This is a genomic window from Polaromonas sp. P1_F2 (assembly GCF_056405735.1).
In genome coordinates, this window is record NZ_JBFUBN010000002.1 from 1 (window position 1) to 20,155 (window position 20,155).

General features: G+C 64.8%; 18 protein-coding genes and 1 pseudogene. 16 read left to right on the top strand and 3 right to left on the bottom strand.

What is annotated here, in order from left to right:
• Positions 1-649 precede the first annotated feature (649 nt).
• From AC1D0O_RS03940 to AC1D0O_RS03955, 4 genes are all read left to right on the top strand, one after another.
• On the top strand, positions 650-1,147 hold the full coding sequence (locus AC1D0O_RS03940) for a chemotaxis protein CheW (protein WP_436158033.1): 498 nt from the start codon (positions 650-652) through the stop codon (positions 1,145-1,147).
• 39 nt (positions 1,148-1,186) lie between these two features.
• Complete coding sequence (locus tag AC1D0O_RS03945) at positions 1,187-2,878, top strand: methyl-accepting chemotaxis protein (protein ID WP_477652250.1); 1,692 nt, start codon at positions 1,187-1,189, stop codon at positions 2,876-2,878.
• Positions 2,879-3,734: 856 nt separating this feature from the next.
• A complete protein-coding gene (locus AC1D0O_RS03950; RefSeq protein ID WP_477652251.1) occupies positions 3,735-4,229 on the top strand; it encodes a chemotaxis protein CheW in 495 nt (164 codons plus the stop codon).
• A 63-nt stretch (positions 4,230-4,292) separates the two neighbouring features.
• Entirely contained in the window at positions 4,293-5,993 is a 1,701-nt protein-coding gene (locus AC1D0O_RS03955; RefSeq protein WP_477652252.1) for a methyl-accepting chemotaxis protein, read from the top strand.
• A 659-nt stretch (positions 5,994-6,652) separates the two neighbouring features.
• On the opposite strand, the gene AC1D0O_RS03960 is transcribed toward AC1D0O_RS03955, so the two are convergent.
• From AC1D0O_RS03960 to flgA, 3 genes are all read right to left on the bottom strand, one after another.
• Positions 6,653-7,108, bottom strand: a complete 456-nt coding sequence (locus AC1D0O_RS03960) for a flagella synthesis protein FlgN (protein WP_477652253.1) — start codon at positions 7,106-7,108, stop codon at positions 6,653-6,655.
• Entirely contained in the window at positions 7,105-7,389 is a 285-nt protein-coding gene (gene flgM / locus AC1D0O_RS03965; protein ID WP_477652254.1) for a flagellar biosynthesis anti-sigma factor FlgM, read from the bottom strand. Before flgM ends, AC1D0O_RS03960 begins: the two co-directional genes overlap by 4 nt.
• Before the next feature lie 84 nt (positions 7,390-7,473).
• Positions 7,474-8,202, bottom strand: a complete 729-nt coding sequence (gene flgA / locus AC1D0O_RS03970) for a flagellar basal body P-ring formation chaperone FlgA (RefSeq protein WP_477652255.1) — start codon at positions 8,200-8,202, stop codon at positions 7,474-7,476.
• Positions 8,203-8,485: 283 nt separating this feature from the next.
• Between flgA and flgB the strand changes: the two genes are divergently transcribed.
• The 12 genes and pseudogenes from flgB to AC1D0O_RS04030 form a co-directional block, all read left to right on the top strand.
• Positions 8,486-8,890, top strand: coding sequence for a flagellar basal body rod protein FlgB (gene flgB / locus AC1D0O_RS03975; protein WP_477652256.1), 405 nt, complete (start codon positions 8,486-8,488; stop codon positions 8,888-8,890).
• 45 nt (positions 8,891-8,935) lie between these two features.
• A complete protein-coding gene (gene flgC / locus AC1D0O_RS03980; RefSeq protein ID WP_477652257.1) occupies positions 8,936-9,352 on the top strand; it encodes a flagellar basal body rod protein FlgC in 417 nt (138 codons plus the stop codon).
• Between the two features lie 37 nt (positions 9,353-9,389).
• On the top strand, positions 9,390-10,055 hold the full coding sequence (locus AC1D0O_RS03985) for a flagellar hook assembly protein FlgD (protein ID WP_477652258.1): 666 nt from the start codon (positions 9,390-9,392) through the stop codon (positions 10,053-10,055).
• Positions 10,056-10,173: 118 nt separating this feature from the next.
• The gene (flgE, locus tag AC1D0O_RS03990; protein WP_477652259.1) at positions 10,174-11,460 is read left to right on the top strand and encodes a flagellar hook protein FlgE; all 1,287 of its coding nucleotides are present in this window, start codon (positions 10,174-10,176) and stop codon (positions 11,458-11,460) included.
• 41 nt (positions 11,461-11,501) lie between these two features.
• Positions 11,502-12,245, top strand: coding sequence for a flagellar basal body rod protein FlgF (locus AC1D0O_RS03995; protein ID WP_477652260.1), 744 nt, complete (start codon positions 11,502-11,504; stop codon positions 12,243-12,245).
• Positions 12,246-12,317: 72 nt separating this feature from the next.
• The gene (flgG, locus tag AC1D0O_RS04000; protein WP_477652261.1) at positions 12,318-13,100 is read left to right on the top strand and encodes a flagellar basal-body rod protein FlgG; all 783 of its coding nucleotides are present in this window, start codon (positions 12,318-12,320) and stop codon (positions 13,098-13,100) included.
• Entirely contained in the window at positions 13,100-13,801 is a 702-nt protein-coding gene (locus tag AC1D0O_RS04005) for a flagellar basal body L-ring protein FlgH (protein WP_477652262.1), read from the top strand. Before flgG ends, AC1D0O_RS04005 begins: the two co-directional genes overlap by 1 nt.
• A 24-nt stretch (positions 13,802-13,825) precedes the next feature.
• Positions 13,826-14,968 carry a flagellar basal body P-ring protein FlgI gene (locus tag AC1D0O_RS04010; RefSeq protein WP_477652263.1) on the top strand — a complete coding sequence of 381 codons (1,143 nt, stop codon included), beginning with the start codon at positions 13,826-13,828 and terminating at the stop codon, positions 14,966-14,968.
• A complete protein-coding gene (flgJ, locus tag AC1D0O_RS04015; protein ID WP_477652264.1) occupies positions 14,968-15,954 on the top strand; it encodes a flagellar assembly peptidoglycan hydrolase FlgJ in 987 nt (328 codons plus the stop codon). The genes AC1D0O_RS04010 and flgJ overlap by 1 nt, the downstream gene beginning before the upstream one ends.
• 58 nt (positions 15,955-16,012) lie before the next feature.
• Positions 16,013-17,695: a methyl-accepting chemotaxis protein gene (locus tag AC1D0O_RS04020; RefSeq protein ID WP_477652265.1), complete on the top strand. Its 1,683-nt coding sequence runs from the start codon at positions 16,013-16,015 to the stop codon at positions 17,693-17,695.
• A 56-nt stretch (positions 17,696-17,751) separates the two neighbouring features.
• The gene (locus tag AC1D0O_RS04025) at positions 17,752-19,470 is read left to right on the top strand and encodes a methyl-accepting chemotaxis protein (RefSeq protein WP_477652266.1); all 1,719 of its coding nucleotides are present in this window, start codon (positions 17,752-17,754) and stop codon (positions 19,468-19,470) included.
• 246 nt (positions 19,471-19,716) lie between these two features.
• Positions 19,717-19,926, top strand: a pseudogene (locus tag AC1D0O_RS04030) (methyl-accepting chemotaxis protein); the annotation flags it as partial.
• Positions 19,927-20,155 lie beyond the last annotated feature (229 nt).

The following is a 20,155-nucleotide window of genomic DNA, read 5'->3' on the forward strand; positions in this document are numbered from 1 at the left end:
GCTCGAGCCAAGCGGGGTCTGGCTAAACTCGCCTTCGGCTCAAACAACGCCAGCCCTGATCCGCTTGTCTCTGCGCTCCTCGGCCCAGCCAGGACGGGGCAATCGGGAGCGGGAACCAAAGACAAATACAAACAAGGACACGCCATGGCGTGTCCTTGTTTCTTCAGGTATTCGTTATTGGTATTCGGCTGTTTGGTTTTCTTCTCCCCGCTCCCACCCCTTGTGGATGCGCCGAGGAGCGCAGGTTCAGGCGGATCAGGGATCGCGTTGTTTGAGCCGAAGGCGAGTTTAGCGAGACCCCGCCTGGACCGAGCACCGCAGGTTGCCCGTAGCGCAGCGGAGGGACGCAGCAACCAGGGTCGCCTTTTCTTTTGCTTACTTTTCTTTTGGCGAAGCAAAAGAAAAGTGAGTAGCCGCCGGGCTACCCCCGGCCAGCAACCCTCAGCAGAGGGCGGGAGGGCGGGAGGGCGCGCTCGCCGGAGCAAGACCCGGAAGATAAGCCCATAACCCCCCGCTTATCCCCCTATTCCAAACCCCATGACCCGATACCCTTTACCCGAAGCCAAGACGGGAAAAACCGAACTTAAGTTTTCACCGCCAGCAGCCGATAGACATACACAGCCATCCCCATCGAGCCCAAGGAGCGCGCATGCACGCAACAAACAACCCCACCCCAACGCCGGCCGCCGCCAAGGCGCTGGAATTCCTGGCCTTCACGCTGGGCCAGGAAGAGTACGGCGTGGACATCCAGAAAGTGCAGGAGCTGCGCGGCTACGACACGGTGACGCGCATCGCCAACGCGCCCGAACACATCAAGGGCGTGGTCAACCTGCGCGGCATCATCGTGCCGATTGTGGACATGCGCATCAAGTTCAACCTTGGCACGCCGTCTTACGACCAGTTCACGGTGGTGATCATCCTGAACATCGCCAGCCGCGTCATGGGCATGGTGGTGGACAGCGTTTCGGATGTGATCACGCTGAGCCCCGAGCAGGTCAGGCCCGCACCCGAGATGGGTGCCTTGCTGGACACCGAATACCTCATAGGCCTGGGCACGCTGGACGAACGCATGCTCATCCTCGTCGACATCGACAAGCTCATGTCCAGCAGCGACATGGCGCTGATCAACGCCGCCGCCACGGCCTGAGCCCTTCTCTGAGCCCTTCTTATTCCCGGAGTCTTCATCATGTTTTTAGGCAATCTCTCCATCGGCAAGCGCCTGGCCGTCGTGGTCGGCGTCATTCTGGCCCTGTTCCTGACGAGCAGCGTGCTTGCCGTCCTCAAGCTCAGCCAGCTGGGCGGCGAAATCAAGGCCATGGTCGAGCAGAACGTGAAGACCGAACGGGCCGGTTCCGACTGGCTGCGCCACACCACCGCCGGCATACAGCGGGCGGCGGCCATCGCCAAGAGCAGCGATACCAGCCTGGTCGCCTATTTCGCACCGGCCTCGGCGACCTCGATCAAAAACACCAACGAGCTGCAGAAATTCCTCGAGCAGCAGATGGACACGCCCGAGAAAAAACAGCTCTTCGACAAAATCGGTGAGCTGCGCAAGATCTACCTGGCCGCGCGCGAGGACGTCAGCAAGGCCAAGCTCGCGGGCGACCTGGAAGGCGCGAACCGGATTTTCAGCGAACGCTTCGAGCCTACCTCGCGCGCCTACCTGGCCGGCGTGCAGAAGATGGTCGATACCGAGCGCGAGCTGCTCGACGAAGCCGCGCTGCGCAGCGAAGAATTGCGCGCCAGGACCAGCCTGGTGCTGGTGGTCTGCAGCGCGCTTTCGCTGGGCCTGGGCGTGCTGCTGGCCTGGCTGCTGGTGCGCAGCATCACCGAGCCGTTGTCGCAGGCCGTGCGGGTGGCGCGCTCCGTGGCGTCCGGCGACCTGACCAGCCGCATTGAAGTGACCAGCCGGGACGAGACCGGCCAGCTCATGCAGGCGCTCAAGGACATGAACGACAGCCTGGTCGGGATTGTCGGCAATGTGCGCAGCGGAACGGACACGATTGCGACGGCTTCGAGCCAGATTGCGGCGGGTAACCATGATTTATCCTCACGCACCGAAGAGCAAGCGAGTTCGCTGGAAGAGACGGCTGCTTCGATGGAAGAGCTGACTTCGACCGTCAAACAGAATGCCGATAACGCGCGCCAGGCGAATCAATTGGCCGTGTCCGCGTCCAGCGTGGCCGTCAAAGGTGGCAGCGTGGTCGCCGAAGTGGTCGGTACCATGGGCGCGATCAATGCCTCGTCAAGGAAGATTGTCGACATCATTGCTGTGATCGACGGCATTGCCTTTCAGACGAATATCCTGGCGCTCAATGCTGCGGTGGAAGCTGCGCGTGCCGGTGAACAAGGACGGGGCTTTGCGGTGGTCGCAGCTGAAGTCCGAAACCTCGCGCAACGCAGTGCTGCCGCCGCCAAAGAAATCAAAACGCTGATAGGCGATTCGGTCGACAAGGTCGAAGAGGGCAGCAAGCAGGTCGCCGAAGCCGGCCGAACCATGGACGAGATTGTCGATAGCGTCAAACGTGTGACCGACATCATGGCCGAGATCACGGCGGCCAGCCAGGAACAGACTTCCGGGATTGAGCAGATCAACCAGGCCATCACCCAGATGGACCAGGTCACGCAGCAGAATGCGGCGCTGGTGGAGGAAGCGGCCGCGGCGGCGTCTTCGCTGCAGGAGCAGGCCAGCGGCTTGTCGCAGGTGGTGAGTGTGTTCAGGTTGGAGGGTGGCCAGGCGCTCCACACGCCGCAGCGCGCCAAGGCTCCGGTGCGTCCGGCTGCTGCAACAATGCCGAAGCAGCCGCCCCAGGCCCGGAAGGCTATTGCGGCGCCGCGTGCGCTGGCGGCGGCTGGTGAGGGATGGGAGACGTTTTAAGCCGGGTCTTGCGCCGGTCTTTGCGCGCTCCCCGTGTCCTTTGCATGGACCTGCTGGCCGGGGTTGCCGGCAGCAACTCACTTTCTTTTGCTTCGCCAAAAGAAAGTCACCAAAGAAAAGGCGACCCGCAGTCTGGGTCCCTACGCTTCGCTACGGGCAACCTGCGGTGCTCGAGCCAAGCGGGGTCTGGCTAAACTCGCCTTCGGCTCAAACAACGCCAGCCCTGATCCGCTTGTCTCTGCGCTCCTCGGCCCAGCCAGGACGGGGCAATCGGGAGCGGGAACCGAAGACAGAAATACCAAAAAACCAAGAAGACAAATACAAACAAGGACTCGCCAAGGCGAGTCCTTGTTTCTTCAGGTATTCGGTATTTGGATTTGGTATCCCTTCCCCCACCCCTTGTGGATGCGCCGAGGAGCGGAGGTCCAGACGGATCAGGGATCGCGTTGTTTGAGCGAAGCGAGTTTAGCGAGACCCCGTCTGGACCGAGCACCGCAGGTTGCCCGTAGCGAAGCGGAGGGACGCAGCAACCAGGGTCGCCTTTTCTTTTGCTTACTTTTCTTTTGGCGAAGCAAAAGAAAAGTGAGTAGCCGCCGGGCTACCCCCGGCCAGCAACCCTCAGCAGAGAGCACAGAGGGGAGGGAGCGCGCAAGCCGGCGCAAGACCCGGCCTACCCCCTCCGGGAGAAAGATAAGGCCATAACCCCACGCTTATCCCCCGATTTCCAACTAGTACGGCTTGATAACCTTTATCTAAAGCCCGCACCGGGAAAACGCCAACTAAAGTTTTCACCGCAAGCAGCCGATAGCCATACATACAGATAGACAGAGACCCCATCGACATCCAAGGAGTGCATATGCACGAGACAAACAACAACAGCAACCCCGCCGCCGCCGCGAAGGCGCTGGAATTCCTGGCCTTCACGCTGGGCCAGGAAGAGTACGGCGTGGACATCCAGAAAGTGCAGGAGCTGCGCGGCTACGACACGGTGACGCGCATCGCCAACGCGCCCGAACACATCAAGGGCGTGGTCAACCTGCGCGGCATCATCGTGCCGATTGTGGACATGCGCATCAAGTTCAACCTGGGCACGCCCAGCTATGACCAGTTCACGGTGGTGATCATCCTGAACATCGCCAGCCGCATCATGGGCATGGTGGTGGACAGCGTCTCGGACGTGATCACGCTGAGCCCCGAGCAGGTCAGGCCGGCGCCCGAGATGGGCGCGTTGCTGGACACCGAATACCTCATCGGCCTGGGCACGCTGGACGAACGCATGCTCATCCTCGTCGATATCGACAAGCTCATGTCCAGCAGCGACATGGCCTTGATCGAGCGCGCTACCGCATAGGCGTTCCCCACAGCAAACCACAGCCGGCCTTGCTTAACCGTTAACTTTTTGAAAGCCTGGATCATGACACTCAACAACATCAAGGTCGGCAGCCGCCTGGGGCTGGCTTTCGGCCTGATTCTTTTCATCATGGCGGTGATTTCCGTCACCGGCATCTGGCGTCTTCAGGGCCTTGCCGCCACGACCCAGCAACTCGGCACGATCGACAACGAGAGGCTCAAGATGGCTGTGCAGTGGCGCCAGACCATCGACCTCAACTGGATACGCACACGCGCTTCCATCCTCGACGCCGACACCAGCCGCATCCCGATGTGGCAGGCCGACATGGACAAGACCTCGGAAATCTCGAACGCCTCGCGCAAGCGCCTGGTCGAACTGGTCCAGACGGAAGAGGGCAAAAAACTCATCGCCAGCATCGACGCCGCGCGCGAAGCCTACCGTACGCCGCGGGCCGCCGTGCTCAAAAGAAGGCATGCCGGGGAAGACGTCACCGCCGTGCTGGAGCGTGAACTCAAGCCGCTGGCCGAAGCCTACAGCGAGAGCATCCACAAACTCGAGGAATTCCAGCAAACGCTGTATGACGCCGCCCTGGTGCGCGCCGAAGAGAACGCGGCCCAGGGCCGGCTGATCCTGATAGTGGGTTCGGTGCTGGCCTTGCTGTTGGGCGCGGCATCGGCTTTTGTGCTGACCCGCTCCATCACCGGGCCTTTGCGCCAGGCTGCCCGCAGCGCGCGGTTTATCGCCGACGGCGACCTGACCCAGCCCATCCACAGCGTGGGCAAAGACGAGGCCGCCGAGTTGCTGCAGGCCCTGAAGACCATGCAGGACAACCTGGTTGGCATTGTCGGCAATGTGCGCAGCGGCACCGACACCATCGCGACGGCCTCCAGCCAGATCGCTGCCGGCAACCATGATCTGTCTTCGCGTACAGAGCAGCAGGCCAGCTCGCTGGAAGAGACTGCGGCTTCGATGGAAGAACTGACTTCCACCGTCAAACAGAATGCCGACAACGCGCGCCAGGCCAACCAGCTTGCTGTGTCCGCGTCGAGCGTGGCAGTGAAGGGCGGCAGTGTGGTCGCCGAAGTCGTGGGCACCATGGGTGCGATCAACGCTTCTTCACGCAAGATCGTCGACATCATCGGTGTGATCGATGGGATTGCTTTCCAGACCAATATCCTGGCGCTCAATGCAGCGGTCGAAGCCGCGCGTGCCGGCGAGCAGGGCAGGGGCTTTGCGGTCGTGGCCGCCGAGGTGCGCAACCTCGCGCAACGAAGCGCTGCAGCGGCCAAGGAAATCAAAACCTTGATTGGCGACTCGGTCGACAAGGTCGAAGAGGGCAGCAAACAAGTCGCCGAAGCCGGCCGAACCATGGACGAGATCGTCGACAGCGTTAAACGTGTGACCGACATCATGGCCGAGATCACTGCTGCGAGCCAGGAACAGACTTCCGGTATTGAACAGATCAACCAGGCGATCACGCAGATGGACCAGGTCACGCAGCAGAACGCGGCGCTGGTCGAGGAAGCGGCCGCTGCGGCGTCTTCGCTGCAAGAGCAGGCCAGCGGTCTGTCTCAGGTGGTCAGTGTGTTCAAGGTCAATGGTGGCCACGCGCCGGCTGTGCAGCAACAACGCGCTAGCGTGGCTCGGCCGGCCACTCCCAAACAGCCTCCGCAGGCCCGGCAGGCGATTTCTGCGCCGCGCAAGTCGGCGGCTCCCGGTGGTGACCTTGCCATGGCTGGTGGCGGGAGCTGGGAAACGTTTTAAGGCCGGGTCTTGCTCCGGCGGCGCGCTCGCTGCTGAGGGTTGCTGGCCGGGGTCGCCCGGCGGCGACTCACTTTTCTTTTGCTTCGCCAAAAGAAAAGTAAGCAAAAGAAAAGGCGACCCGCAGTCTGGGTCCCCTACGCTGCGCTACGGGGCAACCTGCGGTGCTCGAGCCAAGCGGGGTCCGGCTAAACTCGCTTCGCTCAAACAACGCCGGCCCTGATCCGCTTGTCTCTGCGCTCCTCGGCCCAGCCAGGACGGGGCAGTCCGAATACAAGAAAACCAAGACAAACACAAATGCAAATACAAACAAGGACTCGCCACGGCGAGTCCTTGTGGTTTTCAGTATTGGATTTTGTATTCCTTCCCCACCCCTTGTGGATGCGCCGAGGAGCGGAGGTCCAGACGGATCAGGGATCGCGTTGTTTGAGCCGAAGGCGAGTTTAGCGAGACCCCGTCTGGACCGAGCACCGCAGGTTGCCCGAAGCGAAGCGAAGGGACGCAGCAACCAGGGTCGCCTTTTCTTTGGTGACTTTCTTTTGGCGAAGCAAAAGAAAGTTACTTGCTGCCGGCAACCCCGGCCAGCAACCCTCAGAGGAGAGCGCCCCGCCGGAGCAAGACCGGCTTATCCCTTCCCCAGCGGGGGATGGCGCAGGAGAGTTTCAGCCAATCGCCAGCCGATTCCCGCCACCACCCGACTGGTGCGTACCATCCGGCCCATACAGCGGCTGCCCACCGGCCTTGAGGAAATTCAGGGTCTGGCGCGTGAAGTCCAGGTGGGTGTGGACCATCACGCCGTTGCGGTGATTCAGCGCATGGGCTTCGGCCGCGCGTGCCAGCACCTGCTGCCAGGCGCTCTTGAGCGCGGCATCGCCGGCGGCGGCCGCGGCATCGGCGCCGCTGCGCCCGGGGCCGTAACCCAGGGCCAGCTGCTGCGCTTCGCGCCGCCGCCCTATCAGGGTGATCTGGTCGGCCAGGTGGGACTTGCGCTCGGCCAGCCCGGGCAGTTCGGCGAACGCGCCTTCGGTCATGGCCTGGGCTTCCTGGACCAGCAGTTCAAGGAACAGGCCTGTTGCGGCATGCTCCCGGTGCAGCAGGTTGAGCAGGGCGCCGCTCATTTTTTCTCTTCGGCCAGCAGGTCGCGCACGGTGGCCAGCAGGCCGTCGGCGATTTTGCCGGTGTTGACCTGGTAGCGGCCGGCGCTGATTTCTTCGCGGATCCGCGCCACGCGGGCGGCGTCGAAGTCCGAATGGGTGGACAGCTGCGGCGCCGGCGCGGCCGGGCGCGCCAGGCTGGCGGAGGCCTGCGTTTCAGCGGCGGGCCGGCTTTCACGGGTGGCGGCGGGAGCGACGCTGTCGGCCACATTCTTGAGGAATGTGAAGGTTTTCTGGATGTTCATGGGGTATTCCTCAGGGGGATCTAAGCGTTTTAACGGCCACCTGGATGAAAACTTTAGGGTTCATTTGAAAAAAACAGCGGAAATTCAGTGAACCCGTTCCACCGTGCCGTCGGCCAGGGCGATGCCGCTGACCAGCTGGCCGCCGGCCGTCTTGACCTGGACGAGCGCCCCGGCCGCCGCGCTGGCCATGGCCTTGCCTTCGGTGCTGACGGTAAAACCGGCGCCGCGCGCGCGCAGGCGCACGTTCTGGCCCTGCTGCACCGCGATGGCGGCGCGCAGCGATTCGCGCCGAAGCGGCGCGCCCGAGGCGATGCTGTTCAGGGCCGTGACACCGTCGAACTGGGCGGCGTCCACGACCACGCCGCGCGGCAGGGCCGTGAGGTCGCCTTCGCGGACGGCGGCGTCGGCCGGCGTGAGCACCTGGCCGGCGCTGATGGGCCTGGCCGCGACGTAGTAGCTACCGTGCACGGCGACATAAGCCGGCACATAACGGGTCCAGGGCTGGCCCGCGTTGCAGCGCACGCCGACCGACACCCGGCCCCAGAGCCGCGCGCCGCCGGGCAGAAAGGGCTCGAGCGCATCGCAGGGCGGCAGCGCGCCGGACATCGGCGTGTCTATGGTGATCACCACGCGGCCCGGCAGGCCCGCGGCCTGCTGCTGCAAAAAGTTCTCGATCAAGGGGCGCGCGTCGCCGGCCAGCGGCGCCGGGTGCGGGCCCGCGGCCTGCACCGGCAGGCTGAAGGCGGCAAAGCTTGCGAGCACCAAAACGAGGCGGGTCGCGAACCGTGTCGGCAGTGTGGTGGGCACGGGCATCTTGGTGAGGTCTTTGAATGGCGTGCCTCGATTCTAGGAAGCGGTGGCGCTGCCCAAGGCTTGAAGTGCGCGGCAATCGGGCTGTTGTTCATGCGATTGAAAAACACCCATCGGTAGTGCAATGCGTAACTTGGAATGCATGGCTCTGCGCCATCCCGGAAGGCCTGAATTGGGCGCCGAAACGCCGTCTGTTCCGCAGATTGCGAAAGCAGGGCCTTCCTACAATTTTGTTCAAAGGCGGCACCGCACTCAACGCATGCGCCGCAACGACGGAGAAACGGAAATGATGGACAAACTGGATTCGGCATTGCGCTTTCACCAGGAGGCGCTGAGCCTCAGGGCGCGGCGACAGGAAGTGCTGTCGGCCAACATCGCGAACGCGGACACGCCCAACTACAAAGCGCGCGACTTCGACTTCAGCAGCCGCCTCACGGAAGCGGTGGAGCGCGGCCGCCAGTCCATGTCGATGACGATGTCGACCACCTCGGCGCGCCACCTGCCCGGCGAGGCGCATGCGTCCGGCGAGGGCGAGCTGCTGTACCGCACGCCCGCCCAATCCAGCATAGACGGCAACACGGTGGAGATGGACATGGAGCGTGTCAACTTCGCCGACAACGCCATGCGCTACGAAGCCAACCTCACGCTGCTGGGCGCCAAGATCAAGTCGCTGCTGGCGGCGGCCCAGTAAGCCGCCCCCTTCCCAACATACACAAACAAGAACAGGTTTCAGCCCATGGCGGATTTCAACAGCTCCAGCGGTATCTTCGCGATCGCCGGTTCCGCCATGACGGCGCAGTCCCAGCGCATGAACGTGGCGGCCAGCAACATGGCCAATGCCGACAGCGTCGCCGGCCCCGACGGCCAGCCCTACCGGGCGCGCCAGGTGGTGTTCGAGACCACGCCGGTGCCGGGCGATGCGATAGGCGGCGTGCGCGTCTCGCGCGTGATCGAAGACCAGTCGCCCTTTCGTTTGGTGCACGACCCGAAGAACCCTGCGGCCAATGCGGAGGGTTATGTGTCCATGCCCAACGTGAACCCGGTGGAAGAGATGGTCAACATGATCTCGGCCTCGCGTTCCTACCAGGCCAACGTCGAGGTGCTCAACACCGCCAAGACGCTGATGCTCAAAACCCTGACCGTCGGCCAGTAAGCACCGCGCACCGCATTCCACACACAGGAGAAGATTGATGGCCGTGAACGCCCCCGCCGCATCCGACGCCGCTAACGCGCTGAATAAGCTGACATCCCAGCAGGGCTCCGCCGCAGACAGTGAGCAGCGCTTCCTCAAGCTGCTGGTCACGCAGCTGAACAACCAGGACCCGCTGAACCCGCTGGACAACGCACAGCTGACCTCGCAGCTCGCGCAGATGAGCACCGTCAGCGGTATCGAAAAACTCAACGGCGCGGTGCAGTCGCTCCTAGCCCAGAGCGGCTCCAGCCAGGTGCTGCAGTCGGCCGCGCTGATCGGCCGCACCGTGCTGGTGCCGGGCAAGGACGTGGCGCTCAAGGACGGCGTTCCGGAAAAATTCGGCATCGACCTGGCCGGCGCCGCCGACTCGGTGACGGTCAGCGTGAAGAACGCGGCCGGCGAGACCGTGCGCACTTTCGACCTGGGCGCGTTGCCGCCCGGCGTGAAGATGGTCGACTGGGACGGCAAGACCGGCACCGGCGCCGCCGCGCCCGACGGCGCCTACACCCTCAGCGTGACGGCCAAGGCCGGCAAGGAAGACGTGCAGTCCCTGGCGCTGACCTACGCCAAGGTCGCCAGCGTCGCGCAGGTCTACGGCGGCGCCTCGCTGGACCTGGGCGCGGGCCGCAAGGCCGGGCTGGACGAAGTCCGCCAGGTGCTCTGACCTTTTCTGGATTCTGGGCAACGATTTTTTGACCCGGGCGCAGCCGCCCCTTTGATTTTTACCTTCAACCGCCTGCAAGCAATCAAGCAAGCAACCAACCGAACAAAAAGGAAACACCATGGGTTTCGCACAAGGGGTGAGTGGCCTGAACGCCTCCGCCAGCAATCTCGACGTCATCGGCAACAACATCGCCAACTCCGGCACGGTAGGCTTCAAGTCGGGCAACACGCTGTTCTCCGATGTCTACGCGGGCTCCCGCGTCGGCCTGGGTACGCGGGTCGCGGCCGTGGTGCAGAACTTCAGCGCGGGCGCCGTGCAGAGCAGCACGCGCGGGCTGGACGTCGCCATCGTCAACGGTGACGGCTTCTTCCGCATGGCCAGCCCCAGCGGGGAGATCATGTATTCGCGCAACGGCCAGTTCGACCAGGACGCCGACGGTTTCATCGTCAACGCCGGCGGCCTGCGCCTGACCGGCTACCAGCTCTCGGCCAACGGCACGGTGGCCGGCGGAACACCGGGCCCGCTGCAGCTGCCCACCGCGGCCATGGCGCCCAAGGCCACACAAAGCATCGTGTCGCAGTACAACCTCGATTCGCGCAGCACGGTTCCCGTCGCCACGCCTTTCGACGCCAACAACTCGTCCACCTACAGCTATTCCAACCCGGTCAAGGTCTACGACTCGCTGGGCAACTCCCATGAGGTGGCGACCTTCTTCGTGAAGACCGGCCCCAACGCCTGGAGCGTCTACGCCACGGCCGACGGCTACCCGCTCAACGCGACCGGCGGCATGATCGCCGCGCCCACGCCGGCCGGCCCGCCGGTCGCCGCCAACAGCGCGCCGCTGGCCACCGGCACCTTGAGCTTCGACGGCAACGGCAACCTGGTCGCCGGCGCGCCGACGACGCTGGTGGGCGGCAAGATCAATTTCGCCGGCCTGAATTTCGCCAACGGCTCCAACGCGATGAGCTTCACGATGGACCTGACCAAGTCGACCCAGTTCGGCAACGTCAACGACCCGAAAAAACTCACGCAGGACGGCTTCACCTCCGGCCAGCTGACGGCCTTCGCGATCAATGAGGACGGCACCATCACCGGCAAGTACTCCAACGAGCAGACCCAGACCCTGGGCCAGGTCGTGCTCTCGTCCTTCGTGAACCCCAACGGCCTGCAGCCCAAGGGCGACAACGTCTGGGCCGAGACCGCCGAATCGGGACAGCCCCTGACCGGCTCGCCCGGCAGCGGCACCAAGCTGGGCGCGCTGGCGTCCGGCGCGGTTGAGGCCTCCAACGTGGACCTGACCGCCGAACTCGTGAACCTGATCATCGCGCAGCGCACCTACCAGGCCAACGCGCAGACCGTGAAGACGCAGGACCAGGTCATGCAGACCCTGGTGAACATGCGCTGATGCCTTAGCAAGGCATATCCAAAAAGAAAACGAAGGACAGCATGGACCGGATGATTTACATCGGCCTGGCCGGCGCCAAGCAGGCGCTGGAGCAGCAGGCCTCGGTGGCGCACAACATGGCCAACGTGTCCACGCCCGGCTTTCGCGCGCAGATCAACAGCTTTCGCGCGGTGCCGGTCGTCGGCGAGGAAATGGGCACCCGCTCCATGGTGGTGGCGACCACGCCGGGCGCCGACATGAGCGCCGGCCCGCTGATGCAGACCGGCCGCCCGCTGGACGTCGCGGTGCGCGGCGACGGCTGGCTCACGGTGCAGCTGCCCGACGGCGGCGAAGCCTACACGCGCCTGGGCAGCCTGCAGGTGGGCGCCGAAGGCCAGGTCAGCACGCAGGGCGGGCGCCCGCTGATGGGTGACGCCGGGCCGCTGGTGGTGCCGCCCGGCTCCTCACTCGTGGTGGGCGGCGACGGCGTGCTCACGGCCATAGGCGCGGGCGACCCGGCCGTGGGCGCCGCCGAAGTCGGCCGCCTGAAGCTGGTCAACCCGGCTGCCGCCGACCTGGTGCGGGGCGACGACGGCTTGTTCCGCATGCAGCCGGGCCGGCCCGCGCCGCAGGCCGACCCGGACGTGCGCCTGCAGACCGGCGCGCTCGAGGGAAGCAACGTGAACCCGGTCGAAGCCATGGTGCAGATGATTTCCAACGCGCGGCGCTTCGAGATGCAGATGAAGACGCTGCAGACCGCCGAGGGTAACGACCAGCAGGCCAACAAGCTGCTGTCCAGCAGCTGACCGGCATTCGCCCCAGCCATTGACCACCGCCATTGACCCCATTGAATCCATTACCTCCGCAGGAGTTTTCCCATGATTCGTTCCCTCTGGATCGCCAAGACCGGCCTGGATGCGCAGCAGACCCAGCTCGACGTCGTGTCCAACAACCTGGCCAACGTGGGCACCACGGGTTTCAAGCGCAGCCGCGCCGTGTTTGAAGACCTGCTGTACCAGAACCTGCGCCAGAGCGGCGGCCAGACTTCGGACCAGACGCGCATGCCCTCGGGCCTGCAGATAGGCACCGGCGCGCGCGTGGTGGCGACCGAGCGCATCCACACCCAGGGCAACCCGACCAAGACCGACAACCCGCGCGACGTTTCCATCAACGGCGGCGGCTTCTTCCAGGTGCTGATGCCGGACGGCACCAATGCCTACACGCGCGACGGCTCCTTCCAGCCCGACCAGAACGGCCAGCTCGTGACGGCCAACGGCTACCCGCTGCAGCCGGCCATCACGCTGCCGCAGGACACCACCGGCATGACCATAGGCCGCGACGGCACGGTCTCGATCACGCAAGGCGGCAGCAGCACGAACGTGCAGATCGGCCAGATCCAGCTGGCGACCTTCATGAACCCCGCGGGCCTGGAGAGCAAGGGCGAGAACCTCTACGTCGAAACCGACGCCTCGGGCGGCGCCAACCAGACCGCGCCGGGCCAGAACGGCGCCGGCGTGCTGAACCAGGGTTACGTTGAATCGTCGAATGTGAACGTGGTGGAAGAGCTGGTCAATATGATCCAGACCCAGCGCGCCTACGAGATCAACAGCAAAGCGGTGCAGACCTCCGACCAGATGCTCGCGCGCCTGGCGCAGCTGTGATGCGTGGCCCGATAGCGAACGCCGGCCGCGTGTGCGGCCCTGCGCTGGCCGCCGTCGGGCTGCTGCTGGGCGGCTGCGCCCAGGTGCCGCGCGAGCCCATCGTGCAGCAACCCATGACGGCGCGCGCCGAGGCGCAGCCGCGCCAGGCCGGGCCCGCCAACGGTTCGATCTACCGCACCGGCTTCGGCACGCAGGCCTTGTTTGAGGACCGGCGCCCGCGCTACGTCGGCGACATCCTGACCATTGTGGTCAGCGAGAACATCAATGCCAGCAAGAACTCCGCCGCCGATGCCAGCCGCACCGGCAGCGCGACCTCCATCCTGGGCATAGTCCCCAAACTGATCAGCGGCCTGATCTCCAGCGACCAGAACGCCGACGCCAGCGGCAAGAACGTCATGAGCGCCAAGGGCGGCGCCAATTCCAGGAACACCTTCAACGGCGTGATCACGGTCACGGTGGTGGAAGTGCTGGCCAACGGCAACCTGCTGGTCAGCGGCGAAAAGCAGATGCTGATCAACCAGGGCACGGAATACATACGCTTCTCCGGCGTGGTCAACCCGCGCACCGTGGGCGCCAACAACGCCGTGCCTTCCAGCCAGGTGGCCGACGCGCGCATCGAGTACAGCGCCAAGGGTTACATCGACGAGGCGCAGACCATGGGCTGGCTGCAGCGCGTCTTCCTCAACGTCCTGCCTTTCTGACCCCGTTCCGACCCTGTTCCGACCATGACGCACGCCACACCAAAATTTCTTTCCCTGGGAAGCCTGGCACTGAAGCTGTGCCTGCTGCTGCCGGCCCTGGCCGCCCTGGCCTCGCTCCCCGCGCAGGCCGAACGCATCAAGGATCTCGCCAGCATCCAGGGCGTGCGCGACAACCCTTTGATTGGTTACGGCCTGATGGTGGGCCTGGACGGCAGCGGCGACCAGACCATGCAGACGCCTTTCACCACGCAGAGCCTGAACAACATGCTGGGCCAGCTCGGCGTGACGGTGCCGCCCGGCACCAATATGCAGCTCAAGAACGTGGCCGCCGTGATGGTGACCGCCGTGCTGCCACCGTTTGCGCGGCCCGGCCAGGCCATCGACATCACCGTGTCCTCGCTGGGCAATGCCAAGAGCCTGCGCGGCGGCACCCTGCTGATGACGCCGCTCAAGGGCGCGGACGGCCAGGTCTATGCGCTGGCCCAGGGCAATATGGTGGTCGGCGGCGCGGGCGCCTCGGCCAGCGGCAGCCAGGTCAAGGTCAACCAGCTGAGCTCGGGCCGCATCCCGGCCGGTGCGATTGTCGAGCGCGCGGTGGAGTCCCCGCTGGGCGGCGACGGCACGCTGATGATCGAACTCAACAAGACCGATTTCGGCACCGCGCAGAAAGCCGTGGACGCGATCAACCGCAGCTTCGGTCCCGGCACGGCGCAGGCGCTGGACGCTCGCGTGATCCAGGTCAGCGCGCCGGCCCGGCCCGAGGAGCGCGTCGGTTTCCTGGCCCGCATCGAGGACCTTGACGTGAATCCCTCGCAGGCCGTGGCAAAGGTGGTGATCAATGCGCGCACCGGCTCGGTGGTGATGAACCAGACGGTGCGCATCAACGACTGCGCGGTGGCGCACGGCAGCCTGTCGGTGGTGATCAACACCGAACCGGTGATCAGCCAGCCCGGCCCCTTCTCGGGCGGCAACACCGTGGCCACCCAGCGCTCGCAGATCGAACTGAGCCAGGGCGGCGGCGCGCTGCAGGTCGTCAAGGGCGGCGCTTCGCTGGCCGACGTGATCAAGGGCCTCAACGCCCTGGGCGCGAACCCGCAGGACCTGGTGTCCATCCTGCAGGCCATGAAGGCCGTGGGCGCGTTGCGCGCCGAACTTGAAATCATCTGATGAGTGGCACCAGCATCGCCAACCTCAACGGCATGAACCTGCCGGCCACCGGCGTGCTCGACCAGCGCCTGTCGCTGGACGTGCAGGGCGTCGACGAGTTGCGGCGCACGGCGCGCGCCTCCCCGCAGGAGGGCATGAAGCAGGCCTCCAAGCAGTTCGAGGTCATGTTCATGAACATGGTGCTCAAAAGCATGCGCGAGGCCACGCCCTCGGACGGCCTGTTCAGCAGCCAGTCCGAAAAAATGTACACCTCCATGCTGGACCAGCAGCTTGCGCAAAATCTCTCGGGCCGCGGCCTGGGCCTGGCCGATGCGATGTATGCGCAACTGAGCCGGATGACGGGTGGGCAGGCGGCGCCGTCGCAAGCCGGCGGCCTGCCCATGCAGCCTATGCTCCCCGGTGAGGCCGGCGCGGTGGCACCCAAATCACGCGCCACGCCCCAGGCCTATGCGCCCGCCGCCGGCCGTGTGGATCTTTCGGTGTATGAAGAGGCCACCGCGCAGGCGACGCTGAGCCGCAGCGCGCTGCCGCAGGCGCATGTCGAGGCCTTTGTCTCGCGCCTGCTTCCGGCCGCGCAGCGCGCCAGCGAAGCCAGCGGCGTTCCCGCGCAGTTGATCATGGCGCAGGCGGCGCTGGAGTCCGGCTGGGGCAAGCGCGAGATCCGCATGGAAGACGGCAGCAGCAGCTTCAACGTCTTCGGCATCAAGGCCGACCGCAGCTGGAAGGGCCCTGTGGCCGAAAGCGCCACCACCGAATTTGTCAACGGCGCGCCGCAAAAGACGCGCGCCGCTTTCCGCGCCTATGGCTCTTATGACGAAGCCTTCGCCGACTACGCGAAATTCCTTTCAAACAACCCGCGCTATGCCGGTGTGGTTGCCACGCGCGACCCGGCCGAGGCCGCCCACGGCCTGCAGCGCGCCGGGTATGCGACCGATCCCGAGTACGGCGGAAAACTGGTGCGCATCATGCGGCAGATGAACACCTGACACCGGCGGCAAGCACACGCAGCCCCCTAAACAACAAGCCCCCCACACAGAGACATCCATGATCATCCGCAATTTCAAGATCGGAACACGTTTAGGCCTGGGCTTCGCCCTCGTGCTGCTGTTCCTCACCGCCATCGCGGCGCTGGGCATCTGGCGGCTGCAGGGCGTGGGCCATGCCACCAGCGACATGGCCGGCCGCGCGCTGGTCAAGGAGCGGCTGGCGGCCGACTGGCTGGTGGCGACCAGCACCAACAGCGTGCGCACTTTCGCGCTGGTCAAGACCAGCGACCCGCGCGACCAGGAATATTTCCAGAAGGCGATTTCCAAAACCAGCCTGGCGATCACCGAGACCTCGGGAAAGCTGCTGGCCATGCTGGACTCGCCTGAGGAAAAAAAGCTCTACGAAGACAGCCTGGCCAAACGCGGTGCCTACATCGGCATACGCGCCGCGGCGCTCAAGCTCAAGGCCGAGGGCCAGGCCGATCAAGCACTGGAAATGGTCGACAACAAGCTGGTGCCGGCGCTGGAAGCCTATGACGCCAGCATCAAGGCCATGCTGTCTTTCCAGAAAGCCAATATCGATAAGACTGTGAGCGCCATCGATCTGCTCTACCGCTCGAGCCGGCTCAGCCTGGGCGCCATGGCTGCCGTCGCCCTGGCGCTGGGCGGCCTGCTGTCCTGGTGGCTGACGCTGGGCATCACCCGGCCGCTGGGCCGCGCCCTCAAGGTCGCGGAGACCGTGGCCGCCGGCGACCTGACCAGCCGCATCGTGGTGGGCAGCCAGGACGAGACCGGCCAGCTGATGCAGGCCCTCAAGAACATGAATGACAACCTGGTCGGCATCGTCGGCAATGTGCGCAGCGGCACCGACACCATCGCGACGGCCAGCAGCCAGATCGCGGCCGGCAACCATGACCTGTCCTCACGCACCGAACAGCAGGCCAGCTCGCTCCAGGAGACGGCGGCCTCGATGGAGCAGATCACCTCCACCGTCAAGCAGAACGCCGACAACGCGAGGCAGGCCAACCAGCTCGCGGCCTCGGCCTCCAGCATTGCCGTCAAGGGCGGCGGTGTGGTCGCGGGGGTGGTCGACACCATGGGTGCGATCAATGCGTCCTCCAAAAAGATCGTCGACATCATCAGCGTGATCGACGGCATTGCTTTCCAGACCAATATCCTGGCGCTCAATGCCGCGGTGGAAGCCGCGCGTGCCGGTGAGCAGGGCAGGGGCTTTGCGGTCGTGGCCGCCGAGGTGCGTAACCTCGCGCAGCGCAGCGCAGCAGCCGCCAAGGAAATCAAGACCCTGATCGGCGACTCGGTCGACAAGGTCGAAGAGGGCAGCAAACAGGTTGCAGAAGCCGGCAAGACCATGGACGAGATCGTCGACAGCGTGAAGAGGGTGACCGACATCATGGCCGAGATCACCGCTGCGAGCCAGGAACAGACCTCGGGAATAGAGCAGATCAACCAGGCCATCACGCAGATGGACCAGGTCACGCAGCAGAACGCGGCCCTGGTCGAAGAAGCAGCTGCTGCGGCATCGTCATTGCAAGAGCAGGCCAGCGGCCTGTCGGAAGCCGTCAGCGTGTTCAAGCTCGAGGATGACTTTGCCCTGCAGCGGCCTGCCGCCCCGTTGAGGCAGCCGCCACCGGCCCGGCGAGCCATCGCCGCGTCCGGCCGCAAACCCGCACCGAAAAAAGAGGAGCTCGCCATGGCAGGCGACGACTGGGAGACTTTTTAGTTTTGAGTTTGAGTTAATCCGGCGCGGCCATCCGCGACCCTACAAGGAATAAAAATATGCAGTGGTTTCATCAACTTCGTGTCATGACCAAGCTGGTCGGCAGTTTCCTCATCGTGGCGGCCATAGGCGCCGCCATCGGTGGGCTGGGCATTTTCCACATGGGCCGCATCAGCGCCGCCACCGAGAGCCTTTACGGCCGCGAGGTGCAGGTGCTCAAGGGCGTGCAGGAAGCCAACATCCACCTGCTTTATGCCAGCCGCGCGCAGATGACGCTGCAGGCCGCCTCGTCCATCGGCGAGCGCAACACCGGAAAAAAAGATATCGCGTCAGCCCTGGAGGGCATTGAGGCGCGCATGGCCGATGTCAAGCCCCTGCTCGAAGGCGATGAGAAGGGCCTGTCGCTGTACCAGCAGTACGAAAGCAGGATGCCGCACCTCAAGCAGCAGATGACCGAGTTTGTGGCGCTGGTGCTCAAGCAGTCCATGGACTCCTCGCAGTACGACGGCCGCGTGGCCGACGACAGCGCCAGCCTGGTCAAGGAATCCCGCGCGCTGGAGGAAGTGATGCAGAAGCTGGTGGGACACAGCGACCAGCTGGCCAGGGGCAGCATGGAAAACGTCACCACCACCTACAAAAGCTCCCGGCTGGCCATGATGGTGCTGGTGCTGGGCGGCATCGCCGCCAGCGTGGGCCTGGGCGTGGCCATGGCGCGCATGCTGGGCCTGCAGATCGGCGGCGAGCCCGCCTATGCCGCGACCATCGTCGACCGCGTGGCCGAGGGTGACCTGACGGTGCAGGTGGAACTGCGCAAGGGCGACAGCCGCAGCCTGCTGTATGCCATCCACAAGATGCAGCAGGAACTGGCCCGCGTCATCAGCCAGATTCGCCAGGCCAGCGGCACCATCGCCACGGCCAGCAGCGAGATCGCGGCCGGCAACCATGACTTGTCCTCTCGCACCGAGCAGCAAGCCAGTTCGCTGGAAGAGACGGCCGCCTCGATGGAAGAGCTCACGGGCACCGTCAAGCAGAATGCCGACAATGCGCGCCAGGCGAATCAATTGGCGGTGTCCGCGTCCAGCGTGGCCGTCAAGGGCGGCAGCGTGGTCGCCGAGGTGGTCGGCACCATGGGTGCGATCAATGCCTCGTCCAGAAAGATTGTCGACATCATTGGTGTGATTGACGGCATCGCCTTCCAGACCAATATCCTGGCCCTCAATGCCGCAGTGGAAGCCGCGCGTGCCGGCGAGCAGGGCAGGGGCTTTGCGGTGGTGGCTGCCGAGGTGCGCAACCTCGCGCAACGCAGTGCCGCAGCGGCCAAGGAAATCAAGACCCTCATCGGTGATTCGGTCGACAAGGTCGAGGAAGGCAGCAAGCAGGTCGCCGAAGCCGGCAAGACCATGGATGAGATTGTCGACAGCGTCAAGCGTGTGACCGACATCATGGCCGAGATCACGGCGGCGAGCCAGGAACAGACCTCGGGCATAGAACAGATCAACCAGGCGATCACGCAGATGGACCAGGTCACGCAGCAGAACGCGGCGCTGGTCGAGGAAGCGGCCGCGGCAGCCTCTTCACTGCAAGAGCAGGCCAGCGGCCTGTCGGAAGCCGTCAGCGTGTTCAAGCTGGAAGAGGGCGACGGGCAGGTGCATGCGCCGCGCCGCGCTGCCACCCCGGTTCGCCCGGCGTCAACACCGAGGCAGCCGCCCCAGGCCCGCCAGGCCATCGCCCCCCCGCTGGCGGCCGGTGCGGCCGGCGGCAGCTGGGAGACCTTCTGAACACCCACGTAGCGACAGCATAAAAATTTCCGGCCAGGCGTGAACAAGTGCTCAAGTTTTTGCCGAAGCCGGCCGATAAGCAGGGGCGAGGCGTGCCGCGGGCACGGCCTTGCATCAGACAACACCATTGATTTCCAAGGAGTGCGCATGCACGCGACCACCAGCCATCCGGTATCGACTGTTGAAAAATTGCCTCTGACGCTGGGTTATCCCGGCGTGGCAGCTACCAAGCCGGACCCCCTGCCCGCTGAAAAGATCGCCGACATCATTGGCGTGATCGACGGCCTTGCACTGCGCACGCGCAGCCTGGCCCACAGCGCCGCCGCCGAAGCGGCGCGTGCCGGCGAGCAGGGCCGCGGTTTTGCCGCGGTGGCCGCCGAAGTCAAGCACCTGGCCCAGCGCAGCGCGGCGGCGGTCAAGGAGATCAAGGGCCTGATTGGCGACTCGGTCTACAAAGCCGGACAGATTGATGAAGATCGCCGGCGCGAGTTTGAAGAGAGAGCAAAGCGGTGGCAGCGCTCCTTGACTGCGTGAGGCGGATGTTTCTGCCTTGCTCCCTCTCCCTCTCCCTCTGGGAGAGGGCGGGGGCTGAGCGCTGCGGCTCCGGATGCGCCTGCGCGCATCTGGACAGTGCGAAGAAGCCCAGGCTCTGCCTGGGCTGCGGTCTGCAAGACAGGGCCGGCGG

Excerpts from the sequence above, each read along its gene's own strand:
- AC1D0O_RS03940 (WP_436158033.1), top strand. The coding sequence starts at position 650 with ATGCACGCAACAAACAACCCCACCCCAACGCCGGCCGCCGCCAAGGCG.
- AC1D0O_RS03945 (WP_477652250.1), top strand. The coding sequence starts at position 1,187 with ATGTTTTTAGGCAATCTCTCCATCGGCAAGCGCCTGGCCGTCGTGGTC.
- AC1D0O_RS03950 (WP_477652251.1), top strand. The coding sequence starts at position 3,735 with ATGCACGAGACAAACAACAACAGCAACCCCGCCGCCGCCGCGAAGGCG.
- AC1D0O_RS03955 (WP_477652252.1), top strand. The coding sequence starts at position 4,293 with ATGACACTCAACAACATCAAGGTCGGCAGCCGCCTGGGGCTGGCTTTC.
- AC1D0O_RS03960 (WP_477652253.1), bottom strand. The coding sequence starts at position 7,108 with ATGAGCGGCGCCCTGCTCAACCTGCTGCACCGGGAGCATGCCGCAACA.
- flgM (WP_477652254.1), bottom strand. The coding sequence starts at position 7,389 with ATGAACATCCAGAAAACCTTCACATTCCTCAAGAATGTGGCCGACAGC.
- flgA (WP_477652255.1), bottom strand. The coding sequence starts at position 8,202 with ATGCCCGTGCCCACCACACTGCCGACACGGTTCGCGACCCGCCTCGTT.
- flgB (WP_477652256.1), top strand. The coding sequence starts at position 8,486 with ATGATGGACAAACTGGATTCGGCATTGCGCTTTCACCAGGAGGCGCTG.
- flgC (WP_477652257.1), top strand. The coding sequence starts at position 8,936 with ATGGCGGATTTCAACAGCTCCAGCGGTATCTTCGCGATCGCCGGTTCC.
- AC1D0O_RS03985 (WP_477652258.1), top strand. The coding sequence starts at position 9,390 with ATGGCCGTGAACGCCCCCGCCGCATCCGACGCCGCTAACGCGCTGAAT.
- flgE (WP_477652259.1), top strand. The coding sequence starts at position 10,174 with ATGGGTTTCGCACAAGGGGTGAGTGGCCTGAACGCCTCCGCCAGCAAT.
- AC1D0O_RS03995 (WP_477652260.1), top strand. The coding sequence starts at position 11,502 with ATGGACCGGATGATTTACATCGGCCTGGCCGGCGCCAAGCAGGCGCTG.
- flgG (WP_477652261.1), top strand. The coding sequence starts at position 12,318 with ATGATTCGTTCCCTCTGGATCGCCAAGACCGGCCTGGATGCGCAGCAG.
- AC1D0O_RS04005 (WP_477652262.1), top strand. The coding sequence starts at position 13,100 with ATGCGTGGCCCGATAGCGAACGCCGGCCGCGTGTGCGGCCCTGCGCTG.
- AC1D0O_RS04010 (WP_477652263.1), top strand. The coding sequence starts at position 13,826 with ATGACGCACGCCACACCAAAATTTCTTTCCCTGGGAAGCCTGGCACTG.
- flgJ (WP_477652264.1), top strand. The coding sequence starts at position 14,968 with ATGAGTGGCACCAGCATCGCCAACCTCAACGGCATGAACCTGCCGGCC.
- AC1D0O_RS04020 (WP_477652265.1), top strand. The coding sequence starts at position 16,013 with ATGATCATCCGCAATTTCAAGATCGGAACACGTTTAGGCCTGGGCTTC.
- AC1D0O_RS04025 (WP_477652266.1), top strand. The coding sequence starts at position 17,752 with ATGCAGTGGTTTCATCAACTTCGTGTCATGACCAAGCTGGTCGGCAGT.